General features: G+C 61.3%; 17 protein-coding genes. 6 read left to right on the forward strand and 11 right to left on the reverse strand.

Going from position 1 to position 22,971, the window contains the following annotated elements; genetic code table 11:
• Nucleotides 1-29: 29 nt before the first annotated feature.
• Together KJQ96_RS20370 and KJQ96_RS20375 are read right to left on the reverse strand one after the other, a co-directional pair.
• The gene (locus tag KJQ96_RS20370) at nt 30-1,238 is read right to left on the reverse strand and encodes an ABC transporter substrate-binding protein (RefSeq protein ID WP_213288334.1); all 1,209 of its coding nucleotides are present in this window, start codon (nt 1,236-1,238) and stop codon (nt 30-32) included.
• A 233-nt stretch (nt 1,239-1,471) separates the two neighbouring features.
• Nucleotides 1,472-1,879: a VOC family protein gene (locus KJQ96_RS20375; RefSeq protein ID WP_213288335.1), complete on the reverse strand. Its 408-nt coding sequence runs from the start codon at nt 1,877-1,879 to the stop codon at nt 1,472-1,474.
• Between the two features lie 82 nt (nt 1,880-1,961).
• On the opposite strand from KJQ96_RS20375, the gene KJQ96_RS20380 reads away from it, so the two are divergent.
• Together KJQ96_RS20380 and KJQ96_RS20385 are read left to right on the forward strand one after the other, a co-directional pair.
• Nucleotides 1,962-2,750 carry a thermonuclease family protein gene (locus KJQ96_RS20380; protein ID WP_213288336.1) on the forward strand — a complete coding sequence of 263 codons (789 nt, stop codon included), beginning with the start codon at nt 1,962-1,964 and terminating at the stop codon, nt 2,748-2,750.
• 101 nt (nt 2,751-2,851) lie between these two features.
• On the forward strand, nt 2,852-4,339 hold the full coding sequence (locus KJQ96_RS20385; RefSeq protein ID WP_213288384.1) for a M48 family metalloprotease: 1,488 nt from the start codon (nt 2,852-2,854) through the stop codon (nt 4,337-4,339).
• Between the two features lie 156 nt (nt 4,340-4,495).
• Here KJQ96_RS20385 and KJQ96_RS20390 read toward each other — a convergent pair whose 3' ends face one another.
• The 7 genes from KJQ96_RS20390 to KJQ96_RS20420 all read right to left on the reverse strand — a co-directional run bounded on the left by KJQ96_RS20390 (nt 4,496) and on the right by KJQ96_RS20420 (nt 14,472).
• Nucleotides 4,496-6,154, reverse strand: coding sequence for a peptidoglycan-binding protein (locus KJQ96_RS20390; protein WP_213288337.1), 1,659 nt, complete (start codon nt 6,152-6,154; stop codon nt 4,496-4,498).
• A gap of 656 nt (nt 6,155-6,810) precedes the next feature.
• The gene (locus KJQ96_RS20395) at nt 6,811-7,170 is read right to left on the reverse strand and encodes a hypothetical protein (protein WP_213288338.1); all 360 of its coding nucleotides are present in this window, start codon (nt 7,168-7,170) and stop codon (nt 6,811-6,813) included.
• Between the two features lie 378 nt (nt 7,171-7,548).
• Entirely contained in the window at nt 7,549-8,334 is a 786-nt protein-coding gene (locus tag KJQ96_RS20400) for a CarD family transcriptional regulator (RefSeq protein ID WP_249734257.1), read from the reverse strand.
• 415 nt (nt 8,335-8,749) lie between these two features.
• Nucleotides 8,750-9,088, reverse strand: coding sequence for a ferredoxin FdxA (gene fdxA, locus KJQ96_RS20405; protein ID WP_057842040.1), 339 nt, complete (start codon nt 9,086-9,088; stop codon nt 8,750-8,752).
• A gap of 124 nt (nt 9,089-9,212) precedes the next feature.
• Nucleotides 9,213-9,482: an RNA-binding S4 domain-containing protein gene (locus KJQ96_RS20410; RefSeq protein WP_028347636.1), complete on the reverse strand. Its 270-nt coding sequence runs from the start codon at nt 9,480-9,482 to the stop codon at nt 9,213-9,215.
• A 12-nt stretch (nt 9,483-9,494) separates the two neighbouring features.
• A complete protein-coding gene (locus KJQ96_RS20415) occupies nt 9,495-12,917 on the reverse strand; it encodes a helicase-related protein (RefSeq protein ID WP_213288340.1) in 3,423 nt (1,140 codons plus the stop codon).
• Between the two features lie 649 nt (nt 12,918-13,566).
• A complete protein-coding gene (locus tag KJQ96_RS20420) occupies nt 13,567-14,472 on the reverse strand; it encodes a DUF3108 domain-containing protein (RefSeq protein ID WP_213288341.1) in 906 nt (301 codons plus the stop codon).
• A 335-nt stretch (nt 14,473-14,807) separates the two neighbouring features.
• On the opposite strand from KJQ96_RS20420, the gene rpmB reads away from it, so the two are divergent.
• Together rpmB and KJQ96_RS20430 are read left to right on the forward strand one after the other, a co-directional pair.
• Nucleotides 14,808-15,116, forward strand: coding sequence for a 50S ribosomal protein L28 (gene rpmB, locus KJQ96_RS20425; protein WP_213288342.1), 309 nt, complete (start codon nt 14,808-14,810; stop codon nt 15,114-15,116).
• Nucleotides 15,117-15,359: 243 nt separating this feature from the next.
• On the forward strand, nt 15,360-16,124 hold the full coding sequence (locus tag KJQ96_RS20430; RefSeq protein WP_213288343.1) for a hypothetical protein: 765 nt from the start codon (nt 15,360-15,362) through the stop codon (nt 16,122-16,124).
• Between the two features lie 69 nt (nt 16,125-16,193).
• On the opposite strand, the gene KJQ96_RS20435 is transcribed toward KJQ96_RS20430, so the two are convergent.
• The gene (locus tag KJQ96_RS20435; protein ID WP_213288344.1) at nt 16,194-18,293 is read right to left on the reverse strand and encodes a DEAD/DEAH box helicase; all 2,100 of its coding nucleotides are present in this window, start codon (nt 18,291-18,293) and stop codon (nt 16,194-16,196) included.
• Between the two features lie 56 nt (nt 18,294-18,349).
• Nucleotides 18,350-19,945: a dsDNA nuclease domain-containing protein gene (locus KJQ96_RS41765; protein ID WP_213288345.1), complete on the reverse strand. Its 1,596-nt coding sequence runs from the start codon at nt 19,943-19,945 to the stop codon at nt 18,350-18,352.
• 236 nt (nt 19,946-20,181) lie between these two features.
• Between KJQ96_RS41765 and KJQ96_RS20445 the strand changes: the two genes are divergently transcribed.
• Entirely contained in the window at nt 20,182-21,468 is a 1,287-nt protein-coding gene (locus tag KJQ96_RS20445) for a DUF2235 domain-containing protein (RefSeq protein ID WP_213288346.1), read from the forward strand.
• A gap of 318 nt (nt 21,469-21,786) precedes the next feature.
• Nucleotides 21,787-22,914: a DUF2336 domain-containing protein gene (locus KJQ96_RS20450; RefSeq protein WP_213288347.1), complete on the forward strand. Its 1,128-nt coding sequence runs from the start codon at nt 21,787-21,789 to the stop codon at nt 22,912-22,914.
• The last annotated feature ends 57 nt before the right edge of the window (nt 22,915-22,971 follow it).

The following is a 22,971-nucleotide window of genomic DNA, read 5'->3' on the forward strand; positions in this document are numbered from 1 at the left end:
CGGGATGACTTCGTGACGAAGTCACGAAGTCACTTCTTCACCAGCGGGCAGCGCGAGGCTTCCAGCGGCTGGAATGCCTCGTTACCAGGGATCGTCGCCAGCAGCTTGTAATAATCCCAGCGCGTCTTCGACTCGGACGGCTTCTTGACCTCGAACAGATACATGTCGTGCACCATGCGGCCATCGTCGCGAATCTTGCCGTTCCTGGCGAACATGTCATTGACCGGCGTCTCCTTCATCAGCTTCATCACCGCGGCCGCATCCGTGGTGCCCGCGGCCTTGACCGCTTTCAGGTAATGCAGGACTGACGAATAGACGCTGGCCTGCGCCGCGGTCGGCGGCCGTTTGATGCGCTCCATGAAGCGTTTCGAAAACGCGCGGGTGTCGTCGTTAAGGTCCCAATAGAAGGCTTCGGCAAGCAACAAGCCTTGCGCCGTCTCCAGCCCGACGCTGTCGATATCAGTGACGAAGGCGAGCAGCGGCGAGAGCTTTTGGCCGCCGCTCCTGGTCAGTCCGAATTCCGCCGCCTGCTTGATCGCGTTGATGGTGTCGCCGCCGGCATTGGCGAGGCCGACAACCTTGGCCTTCGAGCTCTGCGCTTGCAGCAGGAACGAAGAGAAGTCCGACGTATTGAGCGGATGCTTGACGCTGCCGAGCACCTTGCCGCCGGCCTTCAGCACGACGTTAGTGGTGTCCCTTTCCAGATCTTGGCCAAACGCATAGTCGGCGGTGAGAAAGAACCAGGTCTCGAAGCCGCTCTTCACAGTGGCGAGCCCGGTGACGTTGGCCTGCGCAAAAGTATCGTAGGAATAATGCACGGTGTAGGGGCCGCAGGCCTCGTTGCTCAGCCGGATCGAGGCGGGGCCGCTATACATCACGATCTTGTTGCGCGCCTTCGCGATCTCGCCGGCGGCCAGCGCCGTCGCGGAGGCCGCCACGTCGTACAGCATCTCGACGCCCTGATTGTCGAGCATGTCGCGCGCGATGCTGGCGGCAAGGTCGGCCTTGTTAAGATGATCGGCCGCGACGATCTCGACCTTGCGCCCCAGCACCTCGCCGCCAAAATCCTCCACCGCCATCTTCGCCGCCGTCTCCGAGCCCGGACCGGTGATATCGGCGTAGAGCCCTGACATATCGAGGATGCCGCCGAGCTTGAGCGGCGGCTTGCTTTGCGCCATTGCCGCGCTCGCCGACATCGCCAGCGCGGCGGCGAAAACGGCTGTGATTGCTCTCTTCATGGAGTTTCTCCCTGTGCACGCGCCGCATGGCCTGCGACTTTGAAATTTTGCTCTCGCATGATCATGCCGCACGGGGTGTAGAGCGGCAAGGCGCGAAGGAAGATGGATTGCGTCGCGATTTCCGCTAAGCGGAATGATTTTTGTAGGATGGGTGGAGCGCAGCGATACCCATCAAATCCCTTCGCGGCGACATGATGGGTATCGCTTCGCTCCAACCAATCCTACGCAGCACACTACGCCAGCAATCCCTTCCCCGGCACATGATTGAGCTCGAGCCTTATGCCATCGGGATCCTCGAACAGGATCGAGTAATATCCCGGCGCCCATTGATCCTCGCGCGGCCCGCGGATGATCTTGGCGCCGAGCGTCTGCAGGAAGCCGTGCAGCTCATCGACGTCGGCGGGCTCGCGGGCGCGGAAGCAGAGGTGGTGCAGGCCGACGCGCTGCTGCTCGAACGCGGCGCCAGCGTGCTCCGGCGACGGTGCGCTGATGCCGACGGCAGTGCGGCCGCCGACGCAGTAGTAGGTCGTCTCGGTATCGATGACCGGCTTCAAGCCGAGAAACGGCAGCAGCTTGCGATAGAAATCGCGGGAGCGTTCGTAATTCGAGGCGGTGAGAAAAATATGGACAATGCCGTTCACTTCCATTGTCTCCCCCTACGTGGCAATCTCAGGTAGTAATGCTGTCGAGCATACAGGAACAAGCGGGACCGAGAGCAGCGTTATGACCGGCCCGGCATTTCGTTACAGCACCGCGCTTGCGGCATCCGCCGCATCGCTGCTCGCTCTGGCATCCGCCGGCGAGGCCGACGCCGCCGACTGCGTGCTGGAGCGGCAGGGCGAAGGGCGCGTTGCTGCCGTGGTCGATGCGCGCGGCTTTCGCCTCGAGGACGGTCGGGAAATCCGCCTCGCCGGCATCGAGCGCGCGGGAACCGAGACGGCCAGCGGCAGGGCCGCATTGTCGCCTATCATCACCGGTCGCGACGTGACCCTGCATGGCGAGGATGACACGCCGGATCGGTACGGCCGGCAGTCGGCCTTTGTGTTCGTGACTGATTCGGAACAATCGGTGCAAAGCGAGCTGCTGCGCCGCGGCGAGGCCCTGGTTTCGAGCGATATATCCGACAAAAATTGCGCTGCAGCGCTGTCCGCCGCCGAGGGCCTGGCGAGAAATGCCAAATTGGGAATCTGGGCAAGTTCAACTGCCATAAAAAACACGGAAAGTCCGGGCGATATTCTGGCCGCGATTGGGCACTTTACGGTGGTCGAGGGCAGAGTGCTGTCCGTTCGGCAGGCTGGGGCAATGACCTACCTGAATTTCGGGCGGAACTGGACACGGGACTTTGCTGCGACTATTTCAAGGCGCATCATACCGGCGTTCGAGAGCGCCGGCCTTGGACCTAAGTCGCTCGAAAATCGACGGATTCGTGTCCGCGGCGTTGTCTCGTCGCGGGGAGGACCGCGAATTGAGTTGCTTCGGGTGGGGCAGATTGAGGTGCTGGGCGGGAAATAGCGTTTGATTCGAGGGCTGGCATCGGTCTTCGCTGGGATCACGCGCAAATAAGAGGGGATGAGATCAAGGATCCCGGTCGGATCGTGATCTCAGTGGCTGATTTGACGCATCGTGCACAACGGCGCGAAGGAAACACGGGCCGCCGCCTTCTGGCTGCGCCGGCGTTGTTGTGCGCTGCGCTCACGCTCTCTTCCTGTGGAAACCTCGGGAAGATCGAGACGGCCGCGCCGACGGTGCCCGCGCCGAAGCCGAGTCGCACCGTCGCGCAGACGCCGGCGAGCGAGCGCGAGCACGAGCGCATTCTGGCCTCCTATGGCGGCGCCTATGACGATCCGAAACTCGCAACCCTGATCGGCAAGACGGTCGACCGGCTGGTGGCGGCGTCGGACCGTCCGGACCAGGCCTACCGGGTGACCATCCTCAATTCCGGCGCGGTCAACGCCTTCGCGCTGCCGACCGGCCAGCTCTATGTGACGCGCGGGCTGGTGGCGCTCGCCAGCGATACTTCGGAACTGTCCTCGGTGCTGAGCCACGAGATGGCACATGTCATCGCAAAACACGCCTCGATCCGCGAAGACCAAGCACGGCAGGCGGCTGTGGTGACGCGCGTCGTCACCGACATGAGCAACGATCCGGATCTGACGGCGCTGGCGCTGGCGAAAACCAAGCTGACGATGGCGAGCTTTTCGCGGCAGCAGGAATTCGAGGCCGACGGCATCGGCGTCGGCATTTCGGCCCGCGCCCGCTTCGATCCCTATGGCGCGTCGCGCTTCCTCGCCGCGATGGAGCGCAATGCGGCGCTGAAGGCCGGCAAGACCTCGCTCGACCCGCGCGCGCAGGATTTTCTGTCCTCGCATCCGGCAACCCCCGAGCGCGTGCAGAACGCGCAGGCCAGCGCGCGGCAATACACCTCGCCGCAGAGCGGCGAGCGCGACCGCGAGACCTATCTCGCTGCCATCGACAACATCGTCTATGGCGAGGACCCCAGCGAGGGCTTTGTGCGCGGGCGCCGCTTCCTGCATCCCAAACTCGGCTTCACCTTCCAAGCGCCCGAGACGTTCACGCTCGACAACACTGCGCAGGCCGTGATCGGCGTGCGCGAGGGCGGCACGCAGGCGATGCGCTTCGACGTGGTGCGCGTGCCGGCCGAACAATCGCTGTCCGATTACCTCAATTCCGGCTGGATGGAAGGTGTCGACAAGGGCTCGACCGAAGACCTCATGATCAACGGATTCCCGGTGGCTTCGGCCTCGGCGAACGGCGATCAGTGGCAGTTCAAGGTTTATGCGCTGCGTTACGGCAGTGACGTCTACCGCTTCATCTTCGCTGCCAAGCAGCGCAATACCGAAAGCGAGCGCAATGCGCGCGAGACCGTCAACTCGTTCCGCCGCCTGACGCTGGAAGAAATCCAGGCCGCGCGCCCCTTGCGCATAAAAGTCATCACGGTGCAGCCCGGCGACACCGTGGAATCGCTCTCCCACCGCATGACCGGTGTCGACCGCCCCGCCGAGCGCTTCCGCATCCTCAACGGCCTCGACCAGCACGCCCAGGTCAAGCCGCGCGATCGCGTGAAGATCGTGGTGGATTGACGCGCGGCCGAAACAAAATCACTCAGCGAGGCTGCTCGCCTTCCCCTCTCTCCTCGTGGGCGAGGTGGATCGAACGAGCGCACGCAGTAACCGCGCGAGGACCTGTCTCGTCCAAGCAAGAAAACAAGAGCCCCGCCGAAGCGGGGCTCAAGATGATCAATACTTGCTACCTGAACCGCCCTGATCAGACTGGTTCTTCGCCGCAGGTGCCGGCGCATTGTTGTTCTGGTTGGTTTGCCCGGACGGCTGGTTGGAGGTCGGCTGATTGCCGCCTCGCGCCGGGGCCTGTCCAGTCGTCTGACCAGACGGAGGCCGTTGCGTGCCGGCCTGGCCGGTGGTTGCCGGCTGGTTTCTTCCAGCCTGACCGGTTGTCGTAGGCTCGTTCTGCCGGGCAGGCGCATTAGCCTGACCGGTATTCTGGCCGGTCGCGTTCCGCTGCGCCGATGGCTGCTGGCCGGCCGTCGTCGACTGGCTCTGAGTGGCACTTATCTTGTTGGACACTCCGAGCGCGGCAACGGTGCGTGTATCAATCGTGCCGCTGGCCTGCAGGCCCTGCCGCCGCTGGAAGACCATCAAAGCCTCGCGCGTCCGGGCGCTGAACACGCCATCCGCTCTGCCAGTCAGCAAACCGCGTTGGATGAGCACCCGCTGCACCACGCGGATTTCGTCGGGGCTCAGATCGAGCGCGGCGACGCTGCCACCGCCGATGCGGCCACGACCTGCGAACCGCGTCCTCGGTCCTGCCGGGACAACGTCCACGATCCTCCGGCTCCGATCCACGAACACGATCTCGTCCTCGACGACGAAGAAGCTGTAGTCGCGGTAGTCCGGGAACGTGTCGATCAATACGGGGAATGCCGCGACCGACACAAAGGAGACATGCCGTGGCACCACGACGCCGGTGTTGATCCGGAAGTTGATGGAGTTGACGTTAACGCGCGCCACATTGCGCGAGCCAAGCACCGACTGCTGCAGCGTTGTCTGCTGTTGCGCAGTCACCGACACGCGGCCCGACATGCTCTGAGCGGCCGCACCCTGGCCTTCCGCCCGCGCATCGGTCTGTCCGCGGGTGTTGGCGCCGGTCGTTGTGGACTGACCCTGCTGCGTCGCCTGGCCCTGCTGCGTGGTCTGACCTTGGGAAGGAGCGCTGGGCCTGGTGTTGGCGCCGGTCGTCGTACCCGGCCTTGCATTCGGACCCTCCGTTGCCGCACCGGTCTGGTCACGGCGCTGCTGGGTTGTCTCTGCGGTTGCCGGCTTCTGCCTTTGCTGCGCCTTTTGTTCGGTCTGACGCGTCTGGTCGCGCTCGCCACGGCCTTGCCCCACGGTCTGGTCCTTTTGCCTACCATAGGACTGGTCCTGCGCCTTTCGGTCTGACTGACGCAGTTGATCGCGCTCGCCGCGGCCTTGCCCCACCGTCTGATCCTTTTGCCCGCGCTGCGACCGATCCGCGCCGATCTGTCGCTCGCCCCTATCCATCGCGCGGCCGCTCTCTCTCATTCCTTCGCTACGCTGTGCGCCCGATGGCGCAGCAGCAGGGCTTTCCGCCCGGCCGCCTGCTCGGCCTTGCGTCATCCCTTCACCACGGGATGCGCCGCCTGCGCCCTGCGAAATTCCACCTCCCGACTGCCTCTCTTCGGCGGCACCGCCGCCAGCTCCTCCACCGGCGCTTATTCCGCCGCCGGCACCTGCTCCTCCGCCGGCACCCATTCCGCCACCGCCGCCACCATCACGCATGCCTTGTGCCGCCGCCAGACTGACGCCGGCGAGCAGCGCTGCTGTGGTCAGCAGGAACCTGCTCTTTCTAATGCTGTGCATGTGAAACCTCCTCCGTTTGCCTCGCAGCATTTTTTTCGACGCGGTACTTTCGAACTGAGCAGTTCAAGGCTCCGTTATGAGTGACGGACCTGCTGCAAACGAGCGCTCGTCCGAGTTTCCGATCTGCTGGGAAAACGAATGCCCGATGCCATTCGTTCCCGTTCACGCCGTTGCGCCAGCGGGACACACGGTTCCGGAGCGAAACTGGCTCGTGTTTGTACGATTGGCGAGTGGACCTATGTCGGTCAGCGCCGTTGCGGTGGCGAAGAGCGAGATGACTCAATTGAGGTAATTGGTCGAGCCGGTGCGGTGCAGATTGTCTAAAGGGGCTTCTGCGGATGTCCGCTTCCACCGGCGTCGACCGCCCCACCGAGCGCTTCCGCATCCTCAACGGCCTCAACCAGCACGCCTAGGTCGCGCCGCTCGATCGCGTGAAGATCGTGGTGGACTAATCAGGATGCCTCAGCCGTCATTGCGAGCCATCTTGTCGCACGATGCGCGCCCGATGACAGGCTCCGCGAAGCAATCCGCGCCAACGCGGGGATAGATGGATTGCTTCGTCGCTTCAGCGCAAAATTGCTCCGCAATTTTGTCGCGAGCTCCTCGCAATTACGCGGCGAGCGCTGCGTGATACCAGGAATTTGTGCGATCTAATTCTACTCGATGGTCACACGCGAACGCCACCGCGACTCAAAACTATTGTCATCGTCAAGCATCCGCGCCTGCGCATCCATGGGCTCGCTGCGCTTCTCTGTGACGATGCTTACCGGCTCGGCCTCGGCCTTCGCTTGCGCGGGTGCCGGCGCCGCGGCAGGCCACCGCAACAACGATTTCGAAATCACGCTCTTGCCGGCGTACCAGCATTTGCGCCCGTCGATTAGGCGCCAGGACCAATGCCCCTGCTGATTGGACGGCACCGCGGCGCTGCATTCCCTCACCTGCGCGGCCGGCGCGCTGATCGGAAGCAGCGCGGCCATGACCATGGCGAGAAAGACTGACTGAACCTGCCCTTTCATCGAATCCCCCTTGCGGTTGATCTGGATTGGGGCGGGAGGTTCTCCCCCGATTCTGGTCACAAAAAGTCGAAAATTGGGCCACTTTCGCGTAAGTGACTGCAAATGCTGTCCAAAATCGCCGTCCTTCCCTTCTCTCCTTGTGGGAGAAGGTGGCATAGGAGGCTGTCGGCCGCCGTAGTTAGAGGAGGACGCCGATGCTTTGCAGCGGCTATGGCCGCGAAGCGGCAGCGAGACGGATGAGGGGTCTGTCTCCGCGGAGAGAACACTCATCCGGCGCTTCGCGCCACCTTCTCCCACCCGCTGAAGGAATTTGCTTACACCCCAAACAAAAAGCCCGGTCTTTCGACCGGGCTTTTCGTTTCAATCCTCGGGATTCTTTCAGGCAGCTTCATCCGCCACGGCAGCGTCGTCGCCGTCGGCGTCGACATCGGCCTCGTCGGCCTCGGCATCAGCTTCGGTGGCTTCGGCCTTGGCGCCGCGGCGCGGGCTCTTGGCGAGCTGGTTTTCGATTTCTTTGACCGCTTCGGTCTCGGTCGAATGCTGCACGACCGCGATTTCGCGCGACAGCCGATCGAGCGCCGCTTCATAGAGCTGGCGTTCCGAGTAGGACTGCTCGGGCTGCGATTCCGAGCGGTAGAGATCGCGGACCACTTCGGCGATCGCGACGATGTCGCCCGAATTGATCTTCGCTTCGTATTCCTGCGCCCGGCGCGACCACATCGTGCGTTTTACGCGCGCACGACCTTTCAGCGTTTCTAGGGCCTTCTTGACCAGCGCCGGCTCGGACAGCTTGCGCATGCCGACATTGGCGACCTTGGCGGTCGGCACGCGGAGCGTCATCTTGTCCTTCATGAAATTGATCACGAACAGCTCGAGCTTGGCGCCCGCGATCTCCTGCTCCTCGATGGCCAGGATCTGGCCGACGCCGTGAGCCGGATAGACCACGAATTCATTGGCCTTGAAGCCCTGACGCTGGGTCACGACCTTCTTCGGCTCCTCGACGCGCGGCGCAGCGGCAACCGGCTTGGCAGCAGCCTTCGGCGCGGCGGCCTTCGGGGGAGCAGCCTTCACAGGGGTCTTGACGGGATGCTTGGCAGTAACTTTCGACGCAGTGGTCTTCGAACCCGTCGCTTTCGCGGCGGTCTTGGCAGTCTTTTCTGACATTGCGCTTCTTTTGTTCTTTGAGGACTTTGTGGCCGAAACCTTCTTGGCGTCCTTCATGGGCGCCTTGGCACGGCCTTTGGTTGCGCTGCGGCTGGCCGGAGCGGCTTTTTTCGTCGTCTTGGAAGCACTCTTTTTACGCGTTTTCTGTGACACAGCCTGCGCGCGGAACTGCCACGCCCCTGTTCGATGTTTTTACGAAACCCACCGGGGCCACAGGATACGCATGGCCGGGATCGGCTTAGAATGTGCCCAATATAGCACATTTTCCGCAAAAATCAATGATTTACGCCGGGTTCCGGGCCCTTACGGGGCGGTTTCCGTCATAAGACCGCTAACAGGGTTAAATCCGCTCACCGCGTTCGGTTCAGATTGGGGCGAAAATCAGGCTCGGCGAGCCCGCAACTTATCCACAGGCTTAATCACCGCTACCTGGTTCCTTGGAAAAATATTTCTCGAACTTGCCCTCGACACCTTCGAATTCTTTCGCGTCCGGCGGGGCGTCCTTCTTCTGGGTGATGTTGGGCCAGCTCTTGGCGTACTCGGTGTTGACCTCGAGCCACTTCTCGAGGCCCGGCTCGGTGTCGGGCTTGATGGCATCCGCAGGACATTCGGGTTCGCAGACGCCACAGTCGATGCATTCGTCGGGATGGATGACCAGCATGTTCTCGCCCTCGTAGAAGCAGTCGACGGGGCAAACCTCAACGCAGTCGGTATATTTGCACTTGATGCAGGCTTCAGTGACGACGTAAGTCATCCAACGCTCCGAAACGGATCAGTTTTCCGGGGTTTGCGTAGCGCATGCGGTGCGCTGCCGCAAGGGAAGCAGCGGGCCGTTAGCGGCCGTTTTTCAGGCGTCCCTGCGTGCCCTGCGCAGATAGTTATTGTTTGTCGTTCTGCAAATCATCGTAGAGCACGCGCGCCGCCGCAGCGTCGCCGCGCCGCTCGGAAAATCCCACCACTTTCAGGATGCGCACGGTGCGGTCGAGCCCGATCGTCAAGACGTCGCCGACTTTCACCGAATGTCCCGGCGCCATTTCACGCACGCCGTTGATGCGGACGTGACCGGCCTCGACGAGGGCGGCAGCCGAGGTGCGGGCCCTCACCACCCGCGCATGCCACAGCCATTTGTCGAGGCGCTGCCGCTCCAAATATTTGCTCGACTATTCCTTGCGGCCGGCGAGTTGCTCCTTCAGCGCCGCCAGTTTTGCGAACGGTGAATTCGGATCGATCGGCCGGTCGCGCTCGCGTGGGCTCGCGCTCGTCGCCCATTGACGGTGCGAAGGGCCAGAGTCGCGCTTGTCACGGCCGCCCTTGTCGCGTCCGCCGAAATCACGGCCGCCGCGCTCGCCCTTGTCGCGGCCACCCTTGCGCTCGCCCTTGTTGCGATCGAATTTGTCGCGGCGCTCCTCGCGGTCACGGCCCTTGCCCTCGAAACGCTCGCGCGGCGGACGGTCCTGACGCGCTTCTGCCGCGGGCGCGCCCTCTGCTGCGGCCGGCGCTGCCGTAGCATCGGCTGGCGCGCCCTCGCGCGGCTTTCTGAACTCGTGGCGACGGCCACGGCGATGGCGCTGCTCGCGCTGCGCCGCCTCACCGCCTTCGCCGCTTGCCGCCTGCGCGCCCTCGCCCGCGCGGTGATGGCGCTGGCGGCTGCGGTCGTGATGCGGACGGCGCTCGTCGGAACGGCCGCCGGGCCGCCAGACTTCGACGAGTGCAGGCTCTACCGGTGTCTCAGGCTTGGCTTCGGCCGCCGGAGCTTCGACCGGAGCGGCTTCTGCAGGCGCTTCGGCTTCGGCAGGCGCTTCGCTCGCGGTTTCGGGTTCGGACGCCGCTTCCGCGGCGCTGACCACTTCCGGCGTCTCCTGTTCCGGAGGCGCATCCGCAATCGCGGCTTCCGCCGGTGTGGTCTCGGCGGGCGCAGCTTCCACCGCAGCAGCGGGTTCTTCGGCGGTCACGGGGATCACATCCGGCAGCAGCGACGCCGACGATCGTGCGGGCTCGTCGCTGACAGGCACTTCCTCTTCCGCCGGCGCAGCAGCGGTCGCCTCGGCGCTCGCCTCGACCGGCGGCGTTTCGGCGGAGACCGTCTCGACTACGGTCTCAGGCGCCGGCTTCGGCGGCAACGGCGGGCGGCGGTCCATGCGGTAGCCGAGCGCGCGCAGGATCGAGGCGAAATCTTCGCCGGCGGATCCCGTCAGCGAGGTCATCGCCTGCGTCACCACAAAGCCGCGGCCGTCGAACGCGCCGGCGGGCTTTTCGCCCGGCGACGTTTCACGCCACGCCAAAGCGGGACGAATGAGATCGGCGAGACGTTCCAGGATGTCGACACGCACCGCACGCTCGCCGCACTGGCGGTAGCCGAGCACGCGATAGGCATCGCGCGGCAGCGCCTTGTCGATCGGGAACGAGGTCCGCCCCGAGCTCGCCAGATGCTGCGCGCCTGACAGCGCGGACATATCGACATTGTCCTGCTTCTCGGCCCACAACAGCGAGGCCAGCGCGCGCGCCGCGGGCTTCAAGAGTCCCGGGAAATAGATGTGATAGGCGCCGAACCGCACGCCGTACTTTCTTAAGGTCGCGCGCGAGGCCTGGTCGAGATCCTTCATCTCGCTGGCGATCTTCGAGCGCTCCAGCACGCCGAGCGCTTCGACGAGCTGGAATGCGATGCCGCGCGCAATCCCCGTGATGTCCTCGGCCTTCGACAGGCCGAACAGCGGCCCCAACAGCTTTTCGATATGCGTCTTCAGCCACAGATCGAGCCGCGTTTGCACGGCCTCGCGCGGCGCGCCGGAGAGCCGCTCGTCGGAAATGATGCGGATGCGCGGATGCAGCGCATCGTCGGCCGCGACGAGTTTTGCTACCGCATCGCCGGTCCAGCGGATGGTGCCGTCGGAGGTCAGCACGAACTGGTCGTCGGGCGCGGCCGAGAGCTTTTCCGCGCGCGCGTTGATCTCGCTCGCCAGCACCTGCTGGGCGGCCGCCTGCAACGCTTTCGCGTCCGAGCCGGCTTCCGCCGCATCGGGTGCAAAGGTGAATCCATCGAGCCGGCCGATCGCGTGGCCTTCCACAATCACTTCGCCGGTCTTGCCAATTTCCGTATTCAAAACTGAGTTCTCCCGCAGGCGGCGCATCAATACACTGGTCCGCCGGTCAACGAAACGCTCCGTAAGCCGTTCATGCAGCGCATCGGATAATTTATTTTCCACCTCACGGGTGATCCCCTGCCAGTGGTCGGGGTCGGACAGCCAGTCCGGCCGGTTGGCGACGAAAGTCCAGGTGCGGATTTGCGCGATCCGGCCCGACAGCGTGTCGATATCGCCGGTAACGCGGTCGGCCTGGTCGACCTGGGCGGCAAACCATGCGTCGGGTATCCGACCTTTCTTCATCAGGAATGCATAAAGCGTGGTCACGAGCTCGGCGTGGGCGGCGGGCGCGATCTTGCGGTAATCCGGGATCTGGCAGGCGTCCCACAGCCGTTCCACGGCTGGTGCGCCGTGGGCCATCTCCCTCACCTCGCCGTCGCGCGCCGCATGATCGAGCACACGCAAATCTTCGGCAATCGGCGCGCGGGTCAAGGCGTCATGCCCGGGCGGCAGCGCCAGCGACACCTGCAAGCTCCCGAGCGAGGAGAAATCCAGCCTCGAATTCCGCCACTGCAGCATTTTGACGCTGTCGAACGTGTGGTTCTGCAGCGCGTTCACCAGTTCCGGCTCGAACGGTGCACAGCGCCCCGTGGTGCCGAAGGTGCCGTTTCGTGTCGCGCGCCCGGCGCGCCCGGCGATCTGCGCGAACTCGGCCGGATTGAGCCTGCGGAACTGATAGCCGTCATACTTGCGGTCGGAGGCAAACGCGACGTGGTCGACGTCGAGGTTCAGCCCCATGCCGACGGCGTCGGTGGCGACGAGATAATCGACGTCACCGTTCTGGAACATCGCGACTTGCGCGTTTCGTGTGCGTGGCGAGAGCGAGCCAAGCACGACGGCCGCGCCGCCATGCTGGCGGCGGATCAATTCGGCGATCGCGTAGACTTCATCGGCCGAGAACGCGACGATCGCGGTCCGTCTTGGTTGGCGCGTGATCTTGCGGTCGCCGGCGAATTCGAGCTGCGAGAGCCTCGGACGTGTGACGATGGAAGCGCCCGGCAGCAGCCGCTCGATGATCGGGCGCATGGTGGCGGCCCCTAACAGCAGCGTCTCGTCGCGGCCGCGACGGTGCAGGATGCGGTCAGTGAAGACGTGCCCGCGCTCGAGATCGGCCGCGATCTGGACTTCGTCGACGGCGAGAAACGACACGTCGAGCTCCCTCGGCATGGCTTCCACCGTGGAAACCCAGTAGCGCGGGTTCTTCGGCTTGATCTTCTCTTCACCCGTAACGAGCGCAACCGCCTCACTCCCAGCGCGAGCAGCGATCTTGTTGTAGACCTCGCGCGCCAGCAGCCGCAGCGGCAGGCCGATCACGCCGGACGAATGCCCCAGCATCCGCTCGATGGCCAGATGCGTCTTGCCGGTATTGGTCGGCCCGAGGACAGCGGTAACGCCCGCGCCGGGCGCGCGATCAGTCGCGAACTTGGAAGGAGAGAAAGCCATTCTGTGCAGGTGTTTCTTATTTAGGTGCGCGCGCCCAACCCGTCATTGCGAGCCACCCGGTCGGCGCAAAGCGCCGCCGGATGACAGGCTCCGCGAAGCAATCCATAGCGCCACACGTGTGGAGGTATGGATTGCTTCGTCGCTTCGCTCCTCGCAATGACGGAAAAACGCGGAGTTTCTCTTTCGTTTGGCACCAACTGCGCCGATTCTGTTTCACTTTGCGACGGTGATGCGGTCGCGGCTTAAGCTCTGGAACGAGTCTGGAACGAATCGCGTCCGAATCGCTGACTCCTCCCGAGACCCGATACGTTCACCGCAACATCTCGCGCTGAAGCGCACCCGGCGGCACTAGATCAAGTTTACAGCGGCTGCACAAGCGACGGTTTCGGGACTAATTTCTTAAAGACCGGAGTCGAATCAGAAGTGGTCAAGAGTCAACATGATTCATGGCGGTTGCATCGATTTCGTCGGAGGGAGCTCCTCTCCCTCGCCCCTTGCGAGACCTCCCTTCTCCCCTTGTGGGAGAAGGTGGCGCGAAGCGCCGGATGAGGGGTTCTCTCCGCGCGCACGATTCGCGGAGAGAACCCCTCACCCGTCGCCGAACTTCGTTCGGCGCCACCCTCTCCCACAAGGGGAGAGGGAAAGAAGGTCAATTCGTCTTCGCTACCCGTGGCGGCATCGCTGATGTCACGAACGACGTCGCTTCCAGCATCGCCAGGCCAAACGGCGTCGGGATCGTCATGCGGAACGGAACCAAAATGCGCGTGCCGGCAATCGGCACGAACGTGATCTCCATCTTTCGTTCGCTCGCGAGATATTTGATCACGGGGCGATCGGGGATGTAGCCCGCGACCGGGTTGAAATAGATCGCGCAGACCAGCGCCGGCCCGTGATAGCCCTTTTCGGCTTTGACCGTTTCCATGCGCTTGTAATCGAGCTTGAGATCGTAGCGCATGCGTCCGTCGAAAATCCCGGCTCCGGTGCGGCAGGAATCCGGCGCCAGCACTTCGCCATTGCCGGGCACGCGCAGCAGTGAGCCCGTCATGGGATCGAGCACGCTTTTGCGGTGCGCGTCGGTGACGGGAATGCGGCCGGGATCGACCGGCGGCGCCGGGTCGATCGAAAATTCCTTCACGCCGCCGTTGGCCAGCGAAATCCGGATAGTCTCGGATTTCTTCTGCGTGGTGGTGGTCGCGGTATAGGCGTTCGCGACCAGCGCGCCGTTCACGATGCGACCTTGGCTGGCGCCGGAACCGGTGCCGCCGGAAAACGCCTTCAACAGCCCGGCGGTGCCGCCCTGCGCGGAGGCCGAAAACACATCGTCGCCGATTTCGATGGTCCAGCTTCCCTTGCCGACCGGAATGCCCGCCAGCGTCGCCTCATAATGCGCGTCCAACCGCCCCTGCGCGGAAGCTGCCTGCGGCGCGAGTAAGCCCCACGCGGCGGCGCACAGGCCGACAGCGAGGCCGAGCCTGGCGGAGAGAGATTGGCGCGAAACGGCGCATCTGGCAGTCACGAATGAATAATCCCGGGATCGGCGCGAGCTGATGTTCATTTAGGCAAAAATATCCGGCAAACAACGCGGGTTATCGCGAAAACCGCTGCTTTCAAGGACCTTTCATCGCCGCCCGCCGCTCGCGGAAGGCCAAGGTCTTTTCTAAGCTAAACCCATGATGTCGGCGCGGATTGCGCCCTTTATATGATGGCTTAAGTGGCTGGAACCCCTTAGAAACCGGGCGATTCCGTGAGGCAGCCAGCGCAAGAACCTTGACCCCGTGGCCGTCTCCCCCTATACGTCCGCGGTTCCTGGAAATGGACGCGATTTTGGACCCCCGCGGGCGCCTGCGAGAAGCGGCTCGGCTATGGCGGGATGGAAGAGGATTTTGCAAGATGTCCCGGCGCTGCGAACTGACGGCCAAGGGCCCCCAGGTGGGCCACAAGGTGAGCCACTCCAACATCAAGACCAAGCGGCGCTTCCTGCCGAACCTTGTCAATGTCACCTTCATCTCGGACGCGCTCGCCCGCAACGTGCGCCTGCGCGTCTCGACCAATGCGCTCAAGAGCGTCGACCACAATGGCGGCTTCGATGCCTACCTCCTGAAGGCCAAGGCCGACGTCCTCTCCCCCCGCGCCCTCGATCTGAAGCGCGCGATCGAGAAGAAGGTCGGCAAGCCCGCGTTCGTGAAGAAGGCGAGCTGAGCGAAGTTTAAATCGGCGGATCGAAGTTTGGAGCGGCCGGGTCGAAAGACCCGGCCGCTTTTTTGTTTGAGCGCGCCGCACCTTTCGTCACTCCGTCATGGCCGGGCTTGCTTGCCCCGGCGAAGCCTTGGCGTAGCCAGGTCCCGGCCATCCACGTCTTACTTCGTTCTGAAGTCACACCGTATTTCCACGGTGTGCATTCACGCGCATGCGCGCTTGCCCACGTCCTCCGGTTGCTCTTGTATGGCGACGGGTCTGGGGGTTCATGTCATGCGCAATTTAGGAATCGTGGCGCTTTGCGCCGCGTTGGGCGGCTGCGTTTCGAACGGCGAAACCATTGCGTTTCGCGCTTCCAATCCACAGCAACAGGCGATGATGCGCGACGGGCAACCCGCGCTCGTCTCACGCCAGAAGAATTCGCTGGTGCTGGTCCGCCCGGCATCGCGCCAGTTGCAGGCGAACGGACGCCCGGTGTTCGTCGTCGGCATCAACAACATCGGAAAACAGCCGACGGAATTTCGCGTGGCGCAAGTGGAAGCCATCCAGCACGTCGGCGGCTCCGACTTCGGAATGCAGATCGTCACGTTCGAAATGCTGCAGCAGGAAGAGAAAAACCGGCAAGTGGCGGCGGCCATTCTGACTGGCGTTGCCGGCGCTGCGAACGCCTACAGCGCCTCTCAAGCGGGCCATGGGACCTATACGACACCAAGTGGTCGCACTGGTACGTTTTACAGTCCAACAGCCGCTGTGATCGCGCAGCACAACGCTACTGTTCAGAACGAAGCCATGTTCGCCGCCACCATCGAAACGGGACAACGCAACATGGCCATGCTGGAGCAGACGGTCATCAAGGACAACACGCTGATGCCCGGTGAGTGGTATGGCGGCCAGTTGCACATTGCGCCGCCGACTGACCAGGCGGGCGGGCAGAAGAGCTACACGATCGTCATTACTGTCGGACCGGATCGCCACGTGGTGGACGTTAATCAGGGACCGGCGGGGACGTAGTGTCAAGCGCAGGGTGCGTAGGCAGGCGGACCGGGAATTTTCTGTCGACGTCTATGGTACGCGCAATCGTCAGATCGTTTCTTGAACTGAAGACACAAGCTCTAACTCGAAACGTGAAAAGTCGGTCAGCTTGGTGAGATCTAGTGATCGCAAGTCTTGGATTGTTCGATCAAGATCATATTGATCCAGAAATCCAGACAGCTTCTTCGCAATCTGGATTGGTATGCCATACTCGTCCAGCGCGGCTATGGGCGCAGGCACAAAGAGGCTCTCAGCAGCTTCCGCGTATACGCTGTAGTCTGGGTTGGGACCGCTGTAGGCTCTCTTGGGCTCGCCTTTCAAGCGATCCACGACCTCTGAGATAATTGTATGCAAGACCATCAGATCTCGTGGGAACTGAAATGTCACAATGTTGCGTACTATCTTCAATGCCTCATCTATCTTGTCTGATATCGACTGCCCTGGCAGGATGCCCAATGCAACCTGCCGAAGATAACCAGCCAATCCGCCGGATTGACCCAAAGCATTAAGATGCCAGGCAAGCTGGTTGCCAGCTCTAATTCCAAGATTGTTCAGTTTGGGCCCTGACAATTCTCTAACAACAATGTCGCAAACAGCGACCAACTCGTCCCATTTCGGAAAACCTCGCCAGAGCAACAGCGTCTCGCCCGAAGCAATTCTGTCATACACATTCAAGGCAATTCGGTTCTGGACGTCAGGGTGTACAGACGCGTTTATTCGCAGGGTGTCTACAGATAAGAAGCTTCCTTCTATTGCCTCACTCACTCTAGCACGTGACAACTCGGTAAGCTCGCTGTCGTCTAATTGCAAAAGAAGGGACAGCGGCGTGTCTTCTGTTTGCGCGCCGACAGGATATTCCACAGTCACCTCAACATCTGGAGGCGGCTTTTCCAGCATGAAGACTTTGCCGACGAAGTATGTACCCATTCGGCCGGCCCGTCCCTGGATGTTCTTATACGTGAAGAAGTCCAGAACAGACTGGTTTCGACGCCGATCATAGATAATCACATTTTTTGCGGCAGTATTTACCCCTTCTATAAGGGTGGACGTGCAAACTAGAAACTTTATTGAACCACTATTGAACATACGAACCATGTGCTGTTGGAGCGCGCGGGGAATCCCTCCGTGATGCAACCCAATGCCATGGCGCAACGCCTGCGCGGCCATCCACTCGGAATGATAGTTATCGGACATCCAGTCGGCGGTCGCGACGCAAATCTCCGAGGGCTTTGTCATTACGCCGCGTAAGAGCCGGCTCGCCACCCTGACGGCGCTTCCTGGACCCTGGCAGTAGATGAGCGTCGATTCATCAATCGATCTTGCAAGTTCAATCAACTTAGCTGGCCGGTCCTCACCTAACCTCGGCAAGTCGAACTGCAAAACGTCTACAGCGACGGTCGAATAATCTGACGGGATGAAATGAAATTCATAGTTGTCGAGCCCTTTAATCGCCTGGACATTTGGACCAAGCAGATAAAACTGGGCGCCGGTTGCTGCCAGCGCATGAAATGCCAAATTGAGTTCGATAGCCCGCTGCTTATCGTCGTCGCGCTTGAAATCCAGCTTGTAGAACTCATCGACGACAAAAAAGTCGACATTCGTTAGATCGATTCGATGACGCACCCGCTCTTGCGTTAAAATGTACACATTCATCCGGTCTGCTCGTGCAGCTTGCGACGGATGAGTGATGAGGTGACATTTGTCTCGGAATTTCTGCGCCAAACGTTTCCTAGTCTCATCTATCAACGCGAGCGTTGGCAAGACGACAACGACCTTCTTGAACTTGCCAAGTGCAATCATTGCATCAATGAGCAAACTCTTTCCGACGCTCGTGGACGCACTCAAAACTACGTTTGAGCCTGTTCGCAACTGGTAATAAATTCTTGCCTGCAAACTGTGAAAGACCGCATCCAGCCCGTCTGGACGGTGCAGTTCATAGGCAAGAAGATCATCGTCATCAACAGCCTCCATTAGTGGAGACAGATACGGATACAGCCCCACATTTCGGACCAACGAAGCCAGAATTCTTGTTTCGAACTCGCCGCACAGCTCACGTCGAGCGAGGGCGCGGATCACCAGATCGCGGCCTTCATCGTGCGTCTGCTTATCATTTACATGGTTTGCTATTCCGCCTAGGACCGCAAACATGTCCGAGGCTTCCAAACTGTCACGACCAAGTTCCCGCTTTAAGTCTTGCTAATTCATCAGGAGCTAATCTCAGCTTCAAACTTATTGATGAGTATCGACAATCTTTCGATTGGCACAAAAATCAAATGAACCCTGATTTCCTTAAGTTGCCTCGGTAGATTTGGAATCCATTTGCTTGCAAGTCCTTGTATCTCCGCTTTCAGTCGCTGTTGATAATCTTCCGCATAACCTGCTTGAAGAATGGCACTGTCGTACGCAATCAGAATAGGCACACAAAGCGCGTCAATCAGGAGATCGATCGGCGCGCCCGGGCTGAAGGCGTCCGACAACGAACTCGATAGTAGATGTTGAGGTTCTCGCAGTTGAATTATCACCTGCTTTTCCTCTTTGAGGACTTCGGTCTCCATTGTTTCACAGAGATCTTTACATACATCTGCTAGGAGAGCGCTTTCATTGCGACCGTCAAATAGGTAGGTTCTCCCGAGCCAAAGCTGATCTCCCTTAGCGGTATGAACAACATGCGCATTTCTAGTAACCCGATCTCCAAGAGCGGAGCGGTGAAAAAGCTTGCAAGCAACTGGCTCGCTTCCGAAATAATGCCGCAGAATAGCGTGCAACAATGCTTCGCCTAGGAGAGTCTGAGTATTTAAACTGCGGTGCGCCTTAACAACCCTTAGGCCGGCTTCTAATTTTTGTCTAAGATTGAGCTGGTCAATCTCAGCAAGCTCGCTCGCCTTCAAAGCGAGTTCCGTTACCCACGTTACAAGGTACTGAGACAATTGAGTAGAGCGCCAGACCTTGCGCTCATATTGGGCGTCATAACCTAGAGATACGCGCCTCGCTCCATCGTGCTGAATGTTGTGAACTTCAACAAAGAATTGAGCGCTCCTAGCACGGTAGGGCTTCATTGTTGCTATTGCCGTTGTTCGCAACGTCGCCAGCTTGTTGTCCCACCAACTTCTAATCGCAGCTCTACTAATGATTTTCTTGCTCTTATCCCGTCGGGATGCGGATGCCGCTTCTTCAACCAAGACAAGCAAATCGCGATAAATCTGTTTCGCTTGTGAATGTAGAGGATTTGCTCCGAACTCCTCCGCAAGCCGACTAAGCAGCTGCATATTCTTCGATTCAATACTGTCCAAGCCTGCCCGGACGTCCCAGACTGCATTCAACGTCCAGTATGCAAGGTCGTGACCGGCTTTCGATATGGTCTTGGGATGCTTTGCTTTGAGCCGCGCAGCCAAAGTAGCAATCTCACCTTGGCTGTCTCGCTTCTCGATTGGATCGAGCAACGCTCGGAGCGTTGCATTCACAGATCGACGAGTAACAATCCTAAAGCGGGCATTTGGCCGATGCTTGTCCGTCAGGAGCGATTTCTCGATCAAAGAACTCTCAATGTTCTTGATTGGACGGGTGCATACTTCTTTGGCCGTCCATTTCTGATCTCGATCGGTAGTCTTTACTTGGATGTATTCGGGAATCTCACCGCCATTGAGATGGATGATTCGCGTTATATCGTCGCTGGCCTCGCATTCGACTTGCAAGATCCTTCGATCGCCAATCATTTCGAGGACGAAAGATGCCGCTACGTGGTCCTGATACTTGAATCCAAACCTCGCAGCGACTCCGCCAGCATCCGAGATGTCGTCCACAGCGCATCCTGTACGCGGTTAAAGAAAAAACGACTCGTGCAATCAAGCGTTGAAGGTGATTCTATACAAGTACGTAGTATTGCGGTCACTCAGATTAGTCTTGCGACTTCTTCCTTACACGAACAGTCCACGGGCATAAGAAATGCTCATATTGATAGCAGCCCCCCTTTAGTCGTATAAAATGATCGATACAACCTTATGGTTTCAGACAATGGAATGGGGTGGGGGCGCTTCCCATGCGCAACATCATCATCTGCTGCGACGGCACCGGCAACGAGATTTCCGAGAACATCTCCAATGTGCTCAAGCTCTATCGCTGCCTGCGCAAGACGGAGAAGACCGAGCCGCGGCAGATGGTTTTTTACGATCCCGGTGTCGGCACGCTGGAGCGGCCGGACCCGTGGCACAAGCTGAAGCAGGATTTCAACGCCATCCTGGGGCTCGCCACCGGCTATGGGCTCGATGACAACGTGCTCGCGGCCTATGGCTTCCTGGTCCAGCATTATCGCGAAGGCGACCAGATCTATCTGTTCGGCTTTTCCCGCGGTGCCTATACCGTGCGGGTGCTGGCGGGGCTGGTGCACAAGATCGGATTGATCAGGCCCGAGCAGGTCAATCTCGCTGGAAGCGGCCTGATCGCCTACAAGCAGTTCTCCTCCGACGAGGCGCCGAAGCTGCGCCGCGAGATGAAGCTGCTCAGCGATGCCGGCGACGCGCAAGGGCCGCTGCCGCAGACCGCGTTCGACAACGCCGCGCAATTCGCGCGCATCACCTCGGCCCGCTGGCCCGTGATCCGCTTCGTCGGCGTCTGGGATACGGTCGCGAGCGTGATCGTGCCGCGGGCCGATCGGTTCTATTGGCCGAGCCTGGAGGAGCTTGCGTTCACGACTGCGAACCCGAGCGTCGAGAGGTTCCGGCAAGCGATCTCGATCGACGAGCGACGCCGCATGTTCCGCCTGAAAAAGTGGGACGATCCGCAGACCTTCCGGCACAACCGCTTCAACGACATCAACGCCGAGCCGCAGGATATTCTGCAGGTGTGGTTCGCCGGCGTGCATGACGATATCGGCGGCGGCTATCCGGAAAAGGAAAGCGGGCTTTCAAAATATCCGCTGCTCTGGATGATCGACGAGGCCGTCAAATGCGGCGTCCGGGTCAACCAGGCCACCGTCAACCAGCTCGCCTGGGGCATCCAGCGCAAGGGCAGCCCGTTCTCCTATGTCGCGCCTGATATCCGCGGCGAGCTGCACGAGTCGCTGCGCGGCGCGTGGTGGCTGCTCGAATATCTGCCGAAGCGCGCGACGTACAAGGAATGGCCGGCGCGGCAGAGCCATTTCGGCTATTACATCCCCGACGCCGAGCCGCGGCTGATCCCGGACGGCGCTGTGATCCACGAGTCAGTGCTGCAACGCATGGACGCGCTGCCGAGCTATCGGCCGGTGAACCTGCCGAAGCAGTACGAGAAATTCCCGATGCCGACACCGCCGGCGCATGCGAGCGCGGAAGAAGCGGCGGAATCGTAGGGTGGCTTCCAGCCGTCGTCCCGGACAAGCGAAGCGCGATCCGGGACCCATACGCCGCGGCGGATGTTGGCGTGGCAAGATGGACGACGGCTTTGCTCGACAATGCATGCCGGTGGTTATGGGTCCCTGCGTTCGCAGGGACGACGTGGCGATAATCGGATGCGAAGCGCAAGAACTCGGCCACTGGCCTAGCACCCCGCAACCTTACGGCCGCATTCCTGCCGCCGCGGAACCCGAATGGTTTACGAATCGTTCAACTCTGCTGCCTAATCTCACCTATCTGCTGCCAGAACCGCCTTCAAACGCTCAGGACGAGCGATGTTGGAACGATCGATCACCGAGGAGGTCGAGGCGGCCATCCAGGCCGGCTCGCCGGAAAGACATCTGGACGCGCTGAGGCAGGTCACGGACCTGTTTCTGCTGTCCGCCGACGGCTATTCCGGCGAGCAGATCGAGCTGTTCGGCGACGTGCTGGAACGGCTGATCCGCACCATCGAGCTGCGGGCGCTGGCCGACGTCGCCGCGCGCATCGCGCTCGCCGAACTGAGCACGCAGCTCGCGTCCGCGAAGCAGGCGCCGCCTCGCGTGATCCGACGGCTCGCGCATAATGACGAGATTACGATCGCGCGTCCGGTGCTGACCGAATCGGCGCGGCTGACGGCCGAGGATCTGGTGGAATTGGCGCAGACCAAAGGCGAGCAGCATCTGCTGGCGATCTCCGGTCGCTGGTGGCTGACCGAGATCGTCACCGACGCGCTGCTGAAGCGGCATTATCCCTCGGTCAGCCGGCGGCTCGTCACCAATCCCGGCGCGCGAATGTCGGCGAGCGGCTTTGCGATCGTGCTGAAGCAGGCGGAGAGCGATCCAGATTTGGCGGTCGAGACCGGCATCCGCGTCGACCTGCCGGCCGAACAGCGCCGGCAATTGCTGCAGAGCGCAACGGAAGCCGTGCACATGCGGCTGTTGTCGCGCGCGCCGCCGCATCTGTTCGAGGAAATCCGGAACGCAATCGCCGCCGCTTCGACCGGCGCCAGCCGCGAAATGTCGCGCAAGCGCGATTTCGCCATGGCGCGTCGCTTCGTCGCCGCGCTCGCCAAGCACGGCAAGCTCAACGAGGCGGCGCTCTTGGCATTTGCGAGAGAGCGGAAATACGCCGAGACGGTCGCAGCGCTCGCCGAACTATCGGGCTCAAGCGTCGAGGTGATCCGCCCGGTGATGCAGAGCCTGCGCGACGACGGCGTGCTGATCCCCTGTCGCGTCGCCGGGTTGAACTGGGACACGGTGGCCGCCGTGCTCGATAGCCGCTTCGCCGCCGGCTCGATGGACCGGCACGAGCTCGCGAAAGCAAGAGAGCAATACGCAAAACTGACGGTCGAAAACGCCCGCCGCCTGCTGCGATTCTGGCAGGTGCGTCCGGTAGCGCCGGCGCCGAAGCCGCCGCGCTAAAAGCGTCGTGGTGAACGGGAGCGCGCGCGCCGCATACTTCCTTCTCCCCTTATGGGA

The organism is Bradyrhizobium sp. sGM-13 (genome assembly GCF_018398875.1).
GTDB lineage: Bacteria > Pseudomonadota > Alphaproteobacteria > Rhizobiales > Xanthobacteraceae > Bradyrhizobium.

Bases quoted from the DNA above. Each gene is read 5' to 3' on its own strand.
- KJQ96_RS20370 (WP_213288334.1), bottom strand. From the start codon at position 1,238: ATGAAGAGAGCAATCACAGCCGTTTTCGCCGCCGCGCTGGCGATGTCG.
- rpmB (WP_213288342.1), top strand. From the start codon at position 14,808: ATGTCCCGGCGCTGCGAACTGACGGCCAAGGGCCCCCAGGTGGGCCAC.
- KJQ96_RS20380 (WP_213288336.1), top strand. From the start codon at position 1,962: ATGACCGGCCCGGCATTTCGTTACAGCACCGCGCTTGCGGCATCCGCC.
- KJQ96_RS20430 (WP_213288343.1), top strand. From the start codon at position 15,360: ATGGCGACGGGTCTGGGGGTTCATGTCATGCGCAATTTAGGAATCGTG.
- fdxA (WP_057842040.1), bottom strand. From the start codon at position 9,088: ATGACTTACGTCGTCACTGAAGCCTGCATCAAGTGCAAATATACCGAC.
- KJQ96_RS20435 (WP_213288344.1), bottom strand. From the start codon at position 18,293: ATGTTTGCGGTCCTAGGCGGAATAGCAAACCATGTAAATGATAAGCAG.
- KJQ96_RS20395 (WP_213288338.1), bottom strand. From the start codon at position 7,170: ATGAAAGGGCAGGTTCAGTCAGTCTTTCTCGCCATGGTCATGGCCGCG.
- KJQ96_RS20420 (WP_213288341.1), bottom strand. From the start codon at position 14,472: ATGAACATCAGCTCGCGCCGATCCCGGGATTATTCATTCGTGACTGCC.
- KJQ96_RS20445 (WP_213288346.1), top strand. From the start codon at position 20,182: ATGCGCAACATCATCATCTGCTGCGACGGCACCGGCAACGAGATTTCC.
- KJQ96_RS20450 (WP_213288347.1), top strand. From the start codon at position 21,787: ATGTTGGAACGATCGATCACCGAGGAGGTCGAGGCGGCCATCCAGGCC.
- KJQ96_RS20390 (WP_213288337.1), bottom strand. From the start codon at position 6,154: ATGCACAGCATTAGAAAGAGCAGGTTCCTGCTGACCACAGCAGCGCTG.
- KJQ96_RS20400 (WP_249734257.1), bottom strand. From the start codon at position 8,334: ATGTCAGAAAAGACTGCCAAGACCGCCGCGAAAGCGACGGGTTCGAAG.
- KJQ96_RS20415 (WP_213288340.1), bottom strand. From the start codon at position 12,917: ATGGCTTTCTCTCCTTCCAAGTTCGCGACTGATCGCGCGCCCGGCGCG.